The sequence below is a fragment of the Pseudomonas sp. Au-Pse12 genome, assembly GCF_021341665.1.
In the GTDB taxonomy this organism is placed as follows: Bacteria; Pseudomonadota; Gammaproteobacteria; order Pseudomonadales; family Pseudomonadaceae; genus Aquipseudomonas.
The window spans coordinates 361,442-374,305 of sequence record NZ_JAJTTH010000003.1 but is presented as its reverse complement, the minus strand read 5'-3'; the positions used below and the strand labels follow the sequence as shown (position 1 = coordinate 374,305).

The 12,864-nt window shown below is 61.5% G+C and carries 12 protein-coding genes and 1 tRNA gene; 6 read left to right on the top strand and 7 right to left on the bottom strand.

The features are described 5' to 3' along the window. Positions 1-366: 366 nt before the first annotated feature. Positions 367-948 (top strand): phosphonate metabolism protein/1,5-bisphosphokinase (PRPP-forming) PhnN, encoded by a 582-nt coding sequence (phnN, locus tag LXM55_RS10075; RefSeq protein WP_233320247.1) that lies wholly within the window; start codon positions 367-369, stop codon positions 946-948. Here phnN and LXM55_RS10070 read toward each other — a convergent pair. The 3 genes from LXM55_RS10070 to LXM55_RS10060 are packed head-to-tail and all read right to left on the bottom strand — an operon-like array spanning position 923 to position 1,688. Next, complete coding sequence (locus LXM55_RS10070; RefSeq protein ID WP_233320246.1) at positions 923-1,102, bottom strand: PA3371 family protein; 180 nt, start codon at positions 1,100-1,102, stop codon at positions 923-925. The genes phnN and LXM55_RS10070 overlap by 26 nt on opposite strands. Before the next feature lie 23 nt (positions 1,103-1,125). Continuing rightward, entirely contained in the window at positions 1,126-1,365 is a 240-nt protein-coding gene (locus tag LXM55_RS10065) for a hypothetical protein (protein ID WP_233320245.1), read from the bottom strand. 56 nt (positions 1,366-1,421) lie between these two features. After that, positions 1,422-1,688, bottom strand: a complete 267-nt coding sequence (locus LXM55_RS10060) for a hypothetical protein (RefSeq protein ID WP_233320244.1) — start codon at positions 1,686-1,688, stop codon at positions 1,422-1,424. On the opposite strand from LXM55_RS10060, the gene LXM55_RS10055 reads away from it, so the two are divergent. Then, positions 1,661-1,737 (top strand) — tRNA-Arg (locus LXM55_RS10055). The genes LXM55_RS10060 and LXM55_RS10055 overlap by 28 nt on opposite strands. A gap of 15 nt (positions 1,738-1,752) precedes the next feature. Here the strand turns inward: LXM55_RS10055 and LXM55_RS10050 are convergent. The 3 genes from LXM55_RS10050 to LXM55_RS10040 are packed head-to-tail and all read right to left on the bottom strand — an operon-like array spanning position 1,753 to position 5,979. Beyond that, complete coding sequence (locus LXM55_RS10050) at positions 1,753-2,412, bottom strand: DUF1266 domain-containing protein (RefSeq protein WP_233320243.1); 660 nt, start codon at positions 2,410-2,412, stop codon at positions 1,753-1,755. Between the two features lie 7 nt (positions 2,413-2,419). Further along, on the bottom strand, positions 2,420-3,661 hold the full coding sequence (locus LXM55_RS10045; RefSeq protein WP_233320242.1) for a hypothetical protein: 1,242 nt from the start codon (positions 3,659-3,661) through the stop codon (positions 2,420-2,422). Continuing rightward, positions 3,652-5,979 carry a hypothetical protein gene (locus tag LXM55_RS10040; RefSeq protein ID WP_233320241.1) on the bottom strand — a complete coding sequence of 776 codons (2,328 nt, stop codon included), beginning with the start codon at positions 5,977-5,979 and terminating at the stop codon, positions 3,652-3,654. The genes LXM55_RS10045 and LXM55_RS10040 overlap by 10 nt, the downstream gene beginning before the upstream one ends. Positions 5,980-6,515: 536 nt before the next feature. Here LXM55_RS10040 and LXM55_RS10035 point away from each other — a divergent pair. The 4 genes from LXM55_RS10035 to LXM55_RS10020 all read left to right on the top strand — a co-directional run bounded on the left by LXM55_RS10035 (position 6,516) and on the right by LXM55_RS10020 (position 12,020). Continuing rightward, positions 6,516-8,120, top strand: coding sequence for a tetratricopeptide repeat-containing response regulator (locus LXM55_RS10035; RefSeq protein WP_233320240.1), 1,605 nt, complete (start codon positions 6,516-6,518; stop codon positions 8,118-8,120). Beyond that, on the top strand, positions 8,117-8,806 hold the full coding sequence (locus LXM55_RS10030) for a sensor histidine kinase (protein WP_233320239.1): 690 nt from the start codon (positions 8,117-8,119) through the stop codon (positions 8,804-8,806). The genes LXM55_RS10035 and LXM55_RS10030 overlap by 4 nt, the downstream gene beginning before the upstream one ends. A 529-nt stretch (positions 8,807-9,335) precedes the next feature. Then, positions 9,336-10,577 carry a glutamine synthetase family protein gene (locus LXM55_RS10025; RefSeq protein ID WP_233320513.1) on the top strand — a complete coding sequence of 414 codons (1,242 nt, stop codon included), beginning with the start codon at positions 9,336-9,338 and terminating at the stop codon, positions 10,575-10,577. A 72-nt stretch (positions 10,578-10,649) separates the two neighbouring features. Beyond that, positions 10,650-12,020 carry an MFS transporter gene (locus tag LXM55_RS10020; RefSeq protein WP_233320238.1) on the top strand — a complete coding sequence of 457 codons (1,371 nt, stop codon included), beginning with the start codon at positions 10,650-10,652 and terminating at the stop codon, positions 12,018-12,020. A gap of 63 nt (positions 12,021-12,083) precedes the next feature. Here the strand turns inward: LXM55_RS10020 and LXM55_RS10015 are convergent, their stop codons facing one another. Next, on the bottom strand, positions 12,084-12,830 hold the full coding sequence (locus LXM55_RS10015; RefSeq protein WP_233320237.1) for a flagellar brake protein: 747 nt from the start codon (positions 12,828-12,830) through the stop codon (positions 12,084-12,086). Positions 12,831-12,864 lie beyond the last annotated feature (34 nt).

Genomic DNA, 12,864 nt, shown 5'->3' with positions numbered 1-12,864 from the left:
TTAGTTCAGGGGAGCGGTTCTCGGAATTGGCCGCGGGCTGTCTTTTAGGACAAGCCTGAATGCCAAATGTTCAACCTGAATTGTTAAGAGGCCCGCATCATGCCTCAAAATTGCCAGATCCTTGGCGTCAATTCTGTGACAAATATTGAACTGGATAAAGGCGTTATGCCAGCACCAATTATCAGAAATGCGGACTGGTTTGAAAAGCTCGCCGGGTCCGCGTGGTTGGCCGCATTCTTCCATCCATCGAGAGTGTCAGTGCATTGGCGAAGGTGCATGCTGTGCGGGTAAAGGTGTAGTCCCTACCTGTTAGAGAATAGTGGCAAATGGCCGATTTACTAGTTGTGCTGTGCGGAGCTGCGACTGATGCCGGGTAGATTGATCTATTTGATGGGGCCTTCAGGGGCCGGCAAGGATAGCCTGATTGATGCTGCCCGGCAGCCTTTAAGTGCATTGGGTTGTGAGGTGGCGAGAAGGGTGATCACGCGTTCGGCTGAATCCGTGGGGGAGGAGGCGCTGGAGGTTACAGCCAGGGAGTTCGAGCAACGTGAAGAACAGGGAGATTTTGCCTTGTCCTGGAAAGCCAATGGCCTGGGGTATGGGATTCCCGTGGTGATCGATAGCTGGTTGGAGCAGGGGCGCCATGTCTTGGTTAATGGCTCCAGAGGTTATTTACCCAAGGCGCGGCAGCGTTATCCAGATTTGATTCCGATAGTTCTGACGGTTGATGGCGAGGTATTGCGCCGTCGGCTACTGCGTCGAGCCAGGGAAAGCCTGCCGGAGATCGAGAAACGTCTACAGCGCAACCAGCAGTTCTCCAGTGCCAAATGGCTTGATGAGGAGGGCGTTGTGCGCCTGGACAACTCCACTGAGTTGGAAACGACCCTGGAGCACCTGCTGGGCATATTGCGTGAGCATGGGATCAGCGCAGTACCGGATCGAATTTGATCTTGCGTCCGGCCAGCAGTGCCAGCAGGAACAAGCCGAACAGTGAGCCGCTGATGATCAGCAGCGCGCTTCCGATGGGGTCTTCAGGCAGGAACAAAGCAGCAATAGTGCTGAGCAGTGTCAGAACAAGCAGGCTTTTGGCTGCGGTGGACATAAGTGGCTCCTGAAGTCTTGATCTCAAAATATCCAGCGTTCGATCGGTACGATGGCTGTTTGTTGCGCGACTTTACCCTGAGTTACCCGGGTCACTTCGCCCGGCTTGAGCGGGGTATTCATGACCGCCAACTGGGGCGTTGGGCGTAGCGGGTAATGGGTGACTGATGGCCCGGAAGGGGCAGCGTTTTCTGCAGGCTGAACGGAAAAGGCCACTAATACAGCGATGGCAATCGCATTCAAGAGCAACAGGGCGCTGTTCATGGGCGTCATCTCCTCAGTGGTGTACCCACTGATAAAGCAGCCCGCGTGCCAAGAGTTTACCTGGCAGTAAATCCTTTAAAAACAACAAGTTGTGTTGTTGTTAAAAGTTCTTCGAATTGCATTTTGCAATGATGGCTTTTTGCAGTGATGCAATTTGCACGATGCGCGCAGCAAGCTTGGGCGAGTGCCTGGCGCTTCGTGCAAAAAGCCCTATGGATCACATGACAAATGCAGCCTTGGCCGTTAACATGCACGCCGTCCTCCGCGCCATGCAGCACTTGATGCGCGCCGTTTTGTCTCAGTAGCTCAATTGGATAGAGCATCCCCCTCCTAAGGGGAAGGTTGGCAGTTCGAACCTGCCCTGGGACACCATCCATCCAATCCTCTTCACTGCGCCACCGGAGAAAACGCCGGTAATCCTTGCCAGGCCACCCCGGCCCAGGCTCCGCTGCCGGGCATCAGCAGCTGGCTCAGGTTCGCTTCATTGAACGCTTTACCCAGCGAGTCGGCTCGAAACGCCGCGACCCACTGGGCGCGCCCCTGCATGAAAGCCCGGCCGAAGTCTTCCCAGTCGTTGAAGCAGTCCTGGGCTCGTTGGGCGTTGAGGAGCATGATTCGCCAGCCGCACTCGGTGTCGATCCAGCCCATCAGCATGGCGCAACGAACAAAGAATGCGCTGCGTACACAGGCGAAGGCCATGGCCGCTCGTGGGGCGTCGCTGGCATTCAGGCTGTGCAGGTCAACACGAAACCACTGGCGTTCCAGGGTGCTGTTCAGGTGTGCACTGACTTCAGCGTCAGTAGCATTGCTGCGAAAGCCGATCTGATGCAGCAGTTGGGCCCTGAGGGTGCTTTTCGCCTCATCCGTGAAGTGCGTGGTATCGGGGTCGAAGAACCCGGTCATTCCGGTCGCGTCGACCATGGGTTGCGCCAGGGTCAGTGCCCAGCGCTTGCGTGGAGTGAACACCACCAGGGAGGTGGACGCCGGGCGGTGAAAGTGACGCCAGCCCAACCAGGCGGCAAATAGCACGACAATCGCCGTCATCATCTTGGTTTCACCTGCTTCTGCTGTGCCATGCCGTGATTTCTTCTGCTTGCTGAGGGGACATGTCGGCCCAGCTCACGCCTTCGGTCCTGAACAGCGGATCGTCGGCCTGGCGTTGTGGCCAGGGGCTTTTCTTGAAGATATGGCGGGTAGCGTACTTGACCGCCGGCGCCAGGGGCGCCACCTCCAGCAGCAAGTCGGACTGACGGGCCGCGACCAGCCATTCGACCATGGCCGAAGGCGCGTCCAGCCGGTTGAACAGCTGCGGGTAGCGCGCCACCAGGCGCGTCTGAGCCTCGGCGTCGTTGACCTCCTCGATGCGCAACCAGCCGGCCTCGGTGCGCACGATGCCGATGGCAATGCAGTCGGTCGGGGTCTGCTGGTCGGTATCCAGGCTGTTGAGAAAGCGCAGTAGGTCCTGGAAGTAGCGTTCGATGGGCGGGCGGTTCTGCTTGCCTTTGACTTGCTCCACGGTCAGGGCGCCGTCGTCCTGGATGATCAGGCTGATGGTGATGTGGGGCTGGCCCTGGGCATCGCGCAGGCTGAACACGCGCATGCCTTGTTGCTCCACCGCTTCGGCGTAACGTTCACCGTAGCCGCCGGTCAACGCCCGGCGGTTGGCGAACTGTCCCAGGCAGTGGCGCATCACGTAGCTTTCGAAGGCCATCTCGGCCCGCAGCAGCGGGCTCTCCGGACGCAGTTCGACCCAGGTGTGCTCTGTGCAGGTAACGGCGACATTCAGGGCTGCGGGAGAGCTCTGGCGCCAGCCCTGGTCGACCCGGGCGACCATCTGCGCGTGTTCTTTTTCCCACAGTGCCAGGGCTTGCGGGCAGGTGATGCGCTCCAGCTTGCCCTCCAGTGCCGTGCCTTTGCGCGAGGTCAGGAACTCCACCAGTTGCGCTTCCTGCTGCAGCAGCAATGGTGCCTGCGGGTCGACCCAGACCAGGGGCGCCACGGCCTTGCTGGCCTCTTCGGCTGCTGCCTTGGCGGCGCTGTCGAAATACCCGCTCACCCAGGCCGGCGGCGCATCGCTGCCCAGCGCCGCACAGGCGTCATCCAGGGTCTGGATGCGCCGCGCGGGTTCGAAGTTGCCCACCAGGTGGCGATAGAAGTGATTCAGCAGCCAGCTCTGCACGGCGTTTTCGTCGCCGCGCTCCTGGCTGCGCTGGGTGATGCCGCGTTTCAGCTGATCGGCATTCAGCAGGTTGCGCGGGGCGTAGCTGGGGCTGCGTTTGTCGGCGCTTACTTCCATATCTGCCACCAGTTTTTCTTGCCAGCCGGTTGGGCTGGGGCTTGCAGCTCGCTGAGGATTTCCTCGATCCGGGCGCGGCACTTGATGTCGTAGTCATCGTCCGGGGCGCACAGCGCCAGGGTGCGTGCGCAGTAGTCAATGGCTTCGGCCGTGCGCCCGCGGGCCTTGAGGAAGTCCACCGAGCAGGCCATGACCGAGACTTCGTTCAAGGACAGGACCGCCGGCTCGTAACGCTGCCAGAGGCTGTCGGCGTTGTCCGGATGGGCGTGGGCCAGGTAGCGCGCGACCTGGAGCCGGGCGAACAGCGCCGAGCTGTCCAATTGCGGGTCGCTGACACCTTGCTCTTCCTGCCACTTGAGCAGGCGTTCGAGCCAGATCAGGATTTCATTGTCGCGATCGAGCTTGTACAGGGCGAACGCCACCGAGGCGACGTACTCATTCGGGTCGTGGCGGCTGTAGCCGAACTCCGCCGAGTAATGCCAAAGCTGTTCGGCCGCATCGATGATGCCGGGCAGGTCTTCCAGGCTGATACGCGCACTGAGCAGGCCGTTGTAGTGCTCGGCAAACGGGCTGGCGGCGATGCCGCGGGTGTGCAGTTCGATGGCGTCTTCGTAGCGGATCTGGTTGTAGTAGCGATAGTTGATCGCCAGGTTGTTGCAGAGCATGGAATACAGGTGCGCACAGGCGTCATAGGGGTGGCCGCTGCCGCTGGCAAAGTAGCGTTCCATGTGGGCCTGGCCTTGCTCGTAGGCGTCTTTCTGCACCTCGCGCAGGAGCGAATAGGCTTGGTCTCGGGCGTCCCTGGGCAGCTTGTCGGCTTCGCTCTCTGCCAGATCTTCGATGCTCAATGCGTAGTTGTAGGCATATTTGCCGCACGACAACACCGGCTTGGGCGCTTTCAGTGCCTCGATCACCCCCAGGCTGTTGACCCGAGCGGCAAACAGCGAAAACGCGCTGCGGTTGTCCTGCATGCGGCCTGCCTGGATGGCGTTCTGCAGCAGGCTGGCCTCGGTGGCCGCGTCGATCAGGCCGCGCTCTGCGTCATGTACGGCGGCCAGGCGGGTGATCCAGGGCTGCTCGGGGGCACGCCGCAGGGCTTCGGCGCGGGCTTCGGCAAACAGTGCGTCGCGTGTCTCCAGATCGTCCATGGCCTGGTGCAGGGCGGCCAGGAGCGGGGTGGTAGCGGGCTCGGTGGTTTCGATGTTCGGCAGCGCCGCGAGAAAGCTCTGCAGTGCGTCCTCGGTGATGCAGGCGCGCATCACGCAGATCGGCCACCATGCACTGCGCTCTTCGGGGTCTTGCAGGCGGTTGAGAACCAGGCGGGCGGTGGCTGGCCAGAGCTCGGTCTGCCTGTCATAGATGTCGATGAAGGCTCGAAACCCGGCCTCGTCGATGCGTCCGGCTTCCATCAGCCAGGGCAGTTCGTACTCGATGAAGTTATTGCCGCCGTCGGAATCCAGGCTCAGGGCCGCGGCATGGCAGACTTTCAGCGCTCCGGCCAGGTCGCCCTGGGCGTGCAGGGCGCGAGCGGCCAGGCGCGCGGTGCGCACTTCCCACTCGCGGCGCTGGGGCAGTGAGCGGCCAGCCGTCAGCTGGGCGATGGGTTGTTCGAACAACGCCAGGCGCAACGGGATGATCTCGATCAGCGAGTTGCCCAGCCACAGCCAGTCACCTTCGTCGATGTCCTGGTCGGGGCCGGCAGTGCGTACCGCGTTGACGGCTTCCAGGGCGGCGCTGCGGGCTTCTTCATCGCGATCGTGGTAGGCCAGGACGCGGGCACGACGTTGGTACTGGTCGGCGGCATCCCAGGCTCGCAGCGCCACGCGGGCAGGGTTGCCCAGGGTCAGGGCGTAGCGCACCTCGATGGTTTTCAGTGCCACTTCGCAGCTACCGCCTTCCAGGTCGTCGAAGATCCGATAGCGACGGTAATGCTCGACATTGAAGTCCAGGGTTTGCGTGGCCATCTGCTCGAGTTGCCCGAGCACTTCCAGCAGGGTCGGCTGGTCATCGAGGTAGCTCGCGATCCGCAGGCGCAGGATGGCCAGGTTCATCGTCAGTTCGGCGCGGGCCGGCTCATGGGTGGCTTGCAGCAGGGCGCCGCCGTCCTGGTCGATGACTGCCCGGGCAGCGGCTGAATCACCGGCCTGCATCCACAGGGTATGCAGGCGATCGATGGAAACCAGGGAGTCGGCTTGCAGTGGTTGCGCCTGTAACTGGGCTAGCAGGGCATCGGTTTGCTGTTCCTGCTGTTGTGCTTCAAGGCGGTCCATGAACTGTTCCAGTTCAATGCCGGTAATCACACTGCTGTTATGCGCCATCGTTAACTCCATTTGATAATGACTTGCGCATCGTGTGATGCACTGCCTGGCAGACCGGCATTTCCTCGTCGATGGTGCCGCCGTCGGGGTCGTGCCGATCCTTCGACTCCCGGGTTGCAAGCTTGTGGTGCTTGTAACTGACGGACCTTTTGTTACCTGGCCGGCCCGCTGTATCACAGGGGCATTTGCGGCCAAAAACGAGTGAGGCTTTGAGGCGCAGCACGCTATCAGGTGATGTTTCAGAATCCAAGGTTTCAGCGTCAGAACGCGTCTCTTTTGCACAAGTTTTCACACGCCGGCAGACGTGTGCGCGGTCAGGCAGTAAATGCCGCTCGTCGCCTATAAGGGAATGCACAACCCGGCCGATAACTTCAGTGGACAAATGTGTACCCAACCACCGAACGGGATGACCGGCTGACTGGAAAGTGCTTGATAGCCCGTAGCCAGCAGCTATTATCTGCGCGCCAAAACAGGCTGCGAAGCGGGGTGGGGCCTGTTGTCTTTGGACTGATCTTTTTACTTGCCTGGAATCTTCGATGCTGGCGTACCACCAAAAGAGCTTTTTGATCGTCGATGATTTCTCGGACTTCCGCAGTTCGGTGCGTTCGATGTTGCGTGAGCTGGGCGTCAAGGATGTGGACACCGCCGACACCGGCGAGCAGGCCCTGCGTATGTGCGCGCAGAAACGCTACGACTTCATCCTCCAGGACTACCACCTGGGTGACGGCAAGAAAAACGGTCAGCAAGTGCTTGAAGACCTGATGCTGGAAAAGCTCATCAGTCATGAGAGCGTGTTCCTCATGGTGACTGCCGAGAGCAGCCAGGCCATGGTGCTCAGCGCTCTGGAACACGAGCCCGACGCCTACCTGACTAAGCCGTTCAATCGCTCCGGCCTAGCCCAGCGCCTGGAGCGCCTGCAGCAGCGCAAGACCCTGCTCAAACCGATTCTGCAAGCCCTTGACCGGGGGAAACCGGTGGAGGTGCTCAACGCCTGTATCGCCCTGTGCAAACAGGATCCGCGTTATGCGCCGTTGTGCCTGCGTTACCGGGCGGACGCCTTGCGCGATATGCATCAGAACGAAGCCCTGGAGCGTCTGTACAACAGCATCCTGGCCGACCGCCCGTTGCCCTGGGCCTACGTCGGGCTGGGGCGCCTGCTGTTCAAGCGCGGGCAGATTGGCGAGGCCAAGGCGGTGTATGAAAAAGCCCTGAAGGCCTTTCCGATGATGCCGGGCCTCTACGACGGGCTGGCGGATGTGCTGGTTGCCGAAGGCGATACCAAGCGCGCCCAGAGCGTGCTGGAAGAGGCGGTACGCCTGTCGCCCCTGGCCGTGCGGCGCCAAGCGCTGCTGGGCAAGCTGGCCATGGCCAACGAAGATTTTGATAGCGCTTCCCGGGCCTATCGTCAGGCGGTGTCCCAGGGGGCGCAGTCGCGCTTCAAGGACCCGGAAAGCAACCTCGGCCTGGCCCATGCGCTAATCAGCAAGGGCAGCGAGAAGGGCCTGGACACGCGCACCCGGCTGGAAATCAACCAGACCCTGAGTGCCGTGGCCAAGGAAAACCCGACTGACCCGGGCCTGCAGATTCGCGCGCGGCTGATGAAGGCCACCAGCCTGTTGCTCAATGATGCGGAAACCGCGGAGAAACTCACCGAGCAAGCGTTGCTGCGCCTGGACGGCATGGAGCAGTTCATGAGCCCGGAGGCCGCGCTGCTGGTGGCCAAGCAACTGCAGATGCTGGGGCAGGCCAGTGCTGGCGCGTCGATGCTGAAGAACTGCGCGGAGATCTACGGTGATGATCCCAAGGTCATGCAGAACATCGCCAAGCTGACTGACGACCCGACTATCCTCAGTTCCTCCAATGCGGCGGCGGATATCAACCGTCAGGGCGTGCGCAGCTACAAAGGTGGCAATCTGGTGGAGGCGCGGGAGCTGTTCCGCAAGGCGCTGGCCATGCAGCCGAAGAACATCAGTATTGCACTGAACATGGCTCAGTCGCTGTTGCATGGCGCCGACGCCAACCCGGATGCGGCACTCCTGGAAGAATGCCGGGCGTGTCTTAAATTGGTGGGCATGATGCCCGATACCGACGCGCGATATCCGCGCTATCAGAAGCTGCGAAGCAAGGCGTTTGGCGAATGATCGAACAGCAACAGGCACTCGACTTTTCCACGGTGATCGCCTCCACCGTACATGACATGAAAAACTCCCTGGCGATGCTGATGCAGGCCCACGCTCAATGGCTGGCCCGCTTGCCGGAACAGCAAGGTGCGGCGGAGCAAGGCGTGATCGACTTCCAGTTCGCCCATCTCAACGGCATGCTGGTGCAGTTGCTGGGGCTGTATAAGCTGGGGATCAACCAGTTGCCGTTGCAGCCGGCCTACCACGAGCTGGATGACTTCATCGAGGCGCAACTGGTGAGTCATCAGGATGTGTTCAAGAGTCGCGGCATTTCAGCTACCTATGAAGTCGATCCATTGAGCCCTCTGGGGTTTTTCGATCGGGAGCTGATTGCCTCGGTACTGGCCAACTGCATCAACAATGCGCTTCGTCATGCGCGCCATGCTCTGCTGATCACCGTCAGCGACGAGGAGGGGCAGGTGGTGCTGTCCATCAATGACGATGGCGAAGGCTATCCACAGGCGATGATCGAGCGTCAGGCCGACTACGTGCAGGGCATCAATCAAAGCAGTGGCAGCACCGGGCTGGGGCTGTACTTTGCCGGGCGTATCGCCGAGCTGCACCAGCGCAACGGCGTGTGTGGGCACACCCGCATCAGCAACGGCGGCCCGCTGGGCGGCGGTCTGTTCAAGCTCTACTTGCCCTGAGCGGCCAGTGCTGCGGGCCGTGCATCAGCCCAATGGCTGCCCGGCCCGGCACTCGAGTCAACTTGTCGATACCGCCTTGGCTTCCTGGCTCGGGGCGGCCAGCTGAAACCTGCCGGCGCCGCGCCAGTGCCGCAGTGAAACCCGTCGTTTCAACCCTGCGCAGAACACTTGCCGTGTCCGCTGGACGCCGGTGGCAAGGCCTCCCGCCGCGGGCTCTCCCTTCATTTGACGCAGGCAACCTGCCGAACCCGTTCGCTTGCCTCGAGCGCCGCACGGCATTGACCTGTAACAAGGTGGGGTGCCCGCTTGCCGGGCGGGCAGGGACGGGGTTGGGGATTTTGTTCGCGCCTGCTTGAAATCCTGAACGGGTGGTGCGTATTTTGTACGGGTCGCCGTTCGCGGCTCGTATAACAACAAGGATTGAGTCATGACAACCGATGGCCACAGTTCACTCGCCGAGCGATTGACGGGCATTGATGAGATCGAATGTGTCACCGCGGATTTGAATGGCGTGCCGCGGGGCAAGGTAATGACCGCCGAGGGGTTCCTCGAAGGGCGGCGCTTGCAGATGGCCCGGGGGGTGCTGCTGCAATGCATCATGGGCGGGTATCCGCCAGCACGTTTCTACGGCAGCGACGACGGCGACCTGGCGCTCAATGCCGACCCTCGACAGATCCATCGCCTGCCCTGGAGCGAGACGCCCCGGGCATTGGCCATTTGCGACGCCGATGAGCTGAGCGGCGAGAGTTCGCGGCTTTCTACCCGTGGCCAGCTCAAGCAGGTGATTGCGCGTTATGCGGCTCTGGGCCTGGCGCCAGTGGTGGCGACCGAGCTCGAGTTCTTCGTGTTCGCGCCCAATGACGATCCCGGCCAGGCGTTCCGGCCGCCGGTCGGCCTGGATGGTCGACGCGAGGACGGCCATTCGGCGTTCAGTGTCAGCTCCAACAACGGCCTGCGGCCGTTCTTCCAGGAAGTCTATGCAGGCATGGCCGCCCTGGGCCTGCCCCGCGATACCTTCATGCACGAGATGGGCGTCAGCCAGTTCGAGATCAACCTGCTGCACGGCGATCCGTTGCTGCTGGCGGATCAGACTTTCCTGTTCAAGCACCTGCTCAAGGAAGTGGCGCTCAAGCACGGTTTGATCGTGGTCTGCATGGCCAAGCCCTTGGCTCACACGCCGGGCAGCTCGATGCACATTCACCAGAGCCTGGTGGAGATGGGTAGCGGACGTAACGTTTTCAGTGATGACGCGGGGCAGCCCACGGCGATGTTCCGGCATTTCATCGGTGGCCTGCAGGCCGGGCTGGCGGAATTCACCGCCTTGTTCGCCCCCAACGTGAATTCCTATCAGCGCTTGTGCCATCCTTACGCGTCGCCGAACAATGCCTGCTGGTCCCACGACAATCGGGCCGCGGGCCTGCGGATTCCGGCCAGTTCACCGGTGGCGCGACGGGTGGAAAACCGCCTGCCGGGAGCGGATGCCAACCCGTACCTGGCCATTGCCGCAAGCCTGGCAGCAGGTTTGCATGGCATCGAGAACGAACTGGAGCCCACGGCGGCCATCCAGGGCGAGTTCGAAGTACCGGACCATCTTTCGCTGCCTTGTACCTTGCATGCGGCGCTGGAGCGTCTGAAGCGTAGTCAGTTGGCCAGGGAACTGTTCGGCAACGAGTTCATCGAAGGCTACATCGCTTCGAAGTCCATGGAGTTGACCAGTTTCTTTGATGAAATCACTCCCTGGGAGCGGCGTGTGTTAGCGGCCCAGGCATAACCGAACCGTCGCAGGTCGGGCCCCCGATTGCTGGGGCCCGACACCTCATTCAAGGAGCCGCTCGGAACGCCGATGCGCCAAATCTGGAAATCCTTTCGAGCGCTTTATTTCGCGTCGTTGATGATGCTGATCGGCTCCGGCCTGCTCAGCACTTATCTGGCCCTGCGCCTGGCTGCCGATCATGTCGACGGCCTGTGGGTGGGGGCCTTGATGGCGGCCAACTATTTCGGCCTGGTCTTGGGTGGCAAGCTGGGGCACCGGCTGATTGCCCGGGTCGGGCATATCCGCGCTTACGCCACCTGTGCCGGGATCGTCGGCGCGGCGGTGCTGGGGCATGGGCTGGTGGACTGGCTGCCGGCCTGGCTGGTGCTGCGGATGATCGTGGGCCTGGGAATGATGTGCCAATACATGGTCATCGAGAGCTGGCTCAATGAGCAGGCCGACGCCAAGCAACGTGGGCTGGTGTTCAGCGGCTACATGATCGCCTCTTACCTGGGGCTGGTGCTGGGGCAACTGATTCTGGTCATGCACCCGGCCCTGGGCCTGGAGCTGCTGATGCTGGTAGCACTGTGCTTCGCCCTGTGCCTGGTGCCGGTGGCCATGACTCGGCGCATCCACCCGGCTCCCTTGCGCCCGGCACCCATGGAGCCGCGCTTCTTTATCAAGCGCGTACCGCAATCCCTGAGCACGGTGCTGGGGTCGGGGTTGATCGTCGGTTCGTTCTACGGCCTGGCGCCGCTTTATGCGTCGCAGCAAGGCTTGAGTACCGAGCAGGTGGGCCTGTTCATGGGGAGCTGCATTTTCGCCGGGCTGGTGGTGCAGTGGCCGTTGGGCTGGCTCTCCGACCGTTATGACCGGGCGCTGCTGATCCGCTGTTTCGCCTTGTTCCTGGCCGTGGTGGCGCTGCCCCTGGCGATCCTGCCCTCGGTGCCGTTGGAGGTGCTGTTTGTCCTGGGCTTCCTGTGTTCACTGGTGCAGTTCTGTCTCTATCCGTTGGCGGTGGCCTTCTCCAATGACCATGTGGAAGGGGACCGACGGGTATCGCTGACGGCGATGCTGCTGGTGACCTATGGCGTCGGGGCGAGCATTGGTCCACTGGCGGCCGGGGTGCTGATGAAGCTCTTCGGCAGCCAGATGCTCTACGCCTTCTTCAGTTTCTTTGCCTTGGTGCTGGTCTGGCGAATCCGGCCGAAGGCCGTGACCAATATGCATCAAGTGGACGATGCGCCGCTGCACCACGTGGCGATGCCGGACAGCATGTCCAGTTCGCCCTTGGTGGCGGCCCTGGACCCGCGGGTGGACGAGCAGGTGGTGCAAGACCAGATGCAGACCGCGCCAGCAGTGGATACGGCGTCTGTCGAGCCTCAGGAGCCTGAGGCGGTCGATGAGCAGGAGCCACCAGAGGAGTGTGCTCGGGATCACCTCAGCGGGGGGCGCCCCTGAAACAAAAAAACGGGCAGTTGCCGCAAGGCGCTGCCCGTTTTCATTGGTGTCTGTTGATCTTGATCAGAGGTCGTCTTTGTCGAAGCGCCGTGCTTCACGCTGCAATTGATAGACGAAGCGCTCGACCTGACGCTGTACCAGGCCGCTCATGTTGTGAAAGCGTACACCGGCAAAGGTGGTGTCGATGCGTTCTTCGTGGTGCAGGTAACGCAGTTCAACCGGGGCTGTCATGCTGCCGAAGGGCAGGGCGGCGATGAAACGCTCGTAGACCTGGCCCAGTTGCAGGCGCGAGGAGATGTCGCCATCGAAGCGCAGCTTGCAGCCAGTGGCGGAAATATCCAGCAGCTTGCCGGTGAGGGGCGACTTCAGCTTTTCGCCGCTGAGTTCGATGTCTACCAACTGAGCCAGCTTGAGTGCGGCGCGAAAGGCATTGCGGCGCTGGTGGTAGACCACTTCGTCCGGCAGGGTGGTGCGATAGCAGCGACCGCCGTTGGATTCGTCGAGAGTTGGCAGGCCGTTGCTTTCCCAGGCGATGCGTACGCCTTCATGAAAGCCTTCGACGCGAAATGGCTCGCCCGCCAGCATGAAGCGCTCACCGTCGCGGGGAATCATTTCGTCGAGAGCGATCATGTTGCTGTCGCGGTCCACTTCCACCAGATAGCTTTGGAAGCGTTGGCTGCGCTCGTGGAAAGTGATGATCAGCGGGTCATGGCTCTCTTGCAGCAACCGCAGGTTGGAGGAAATTTCCAACGCAGTGGTGAGCACCTTGGGTGGCTGCGGAGCATCTTCCGCATTTGAGGCGTTGAACACGGTTCATCAATCTCCAGACAAAATACAACTACAC

Excerpts from the sequence above, each read along its gene's own strand:
- LXM55_RS10070 (WP_233320246.1), bottom strand. The coding sequence starts at position 1,102 with ATGTCCACCGCAGCCAAAAGCCTGCTTGTTCTGACACTGCTCAGCACT.
- LXM55_RS10035 (WP_233320240.1), top strand. The coding sequence starts at position 6,516 with ATGCTGGCGTACCACCAAAAGAGCTTTTTGATCGTCGATGATTTCTCG.
- phnN (WP_233320247.1), top strand. The coding sequence starts at position 367 with ATGCCGGGTAGATTGATCTATTTGATGGGGCCTTCAGGGGCCGGCAAG.
- LXM55_RS10060 (WP_233320244.1), bottom strand. The coding sequence starts at position 1,688 with ATGCTCTATCCAATTGAGCTACTGAGACAAAACGGCGCGCATCAAGTG.
- LXM55_RS10020 (WP_233320238.1), top strand. The coding sequence starts at position 10,650 with ATGCGCCAAATCTGGAAATCCTTTCGAGCGCTTTATTTCGCGTCGTTG.
- LXM55_RS10045 (WP_233320242.1), bottom strand. The coding sequence starts at position 3,661 with ATGGAAGTAAGCGCCGACAAACGCAGCCCCAGCTACGCCCCGCGCAAC.
- LXM55_RS10030 (WP_233320239.1), top strand. The coding sequence starts at position 8,117 with ATGATCGAACAGCAACAGGCACTCGACTTTTCCACGGTGATCGCCTCC.
- LXM55_RS10050 (WP_233320243.1), bottom strand. The coding sequence starts at position 2,412 with ATGATGACGGCGATTGTCGTGCTATTTGCCGCCTGGTTGGGCTGGCGT.
- LXM55_RS10040 (WP_233320241.1), bottom strand. The coding sequence starts at position 5,979 with ATGGCGCATAACAGCAGTGTGATTACCGGCATTGAACTGGAACAGTTC.
- LXM55_RS10065 (WP_233320245.1), bottom strand. The coding sequence starts at position 1,365 with ATGAACAGCGCCCTGTTGCTCTTGAATGCGATTGCCATCGCTGTATTA.
- LXM55_RS10025 (WP_233320513.1), top strand. The coding sequence starts at position 9,336 with ATGACCGCCGAGGGGTTCCTCGAAGGGCGGCGCTTGCAGATGGCCCGG.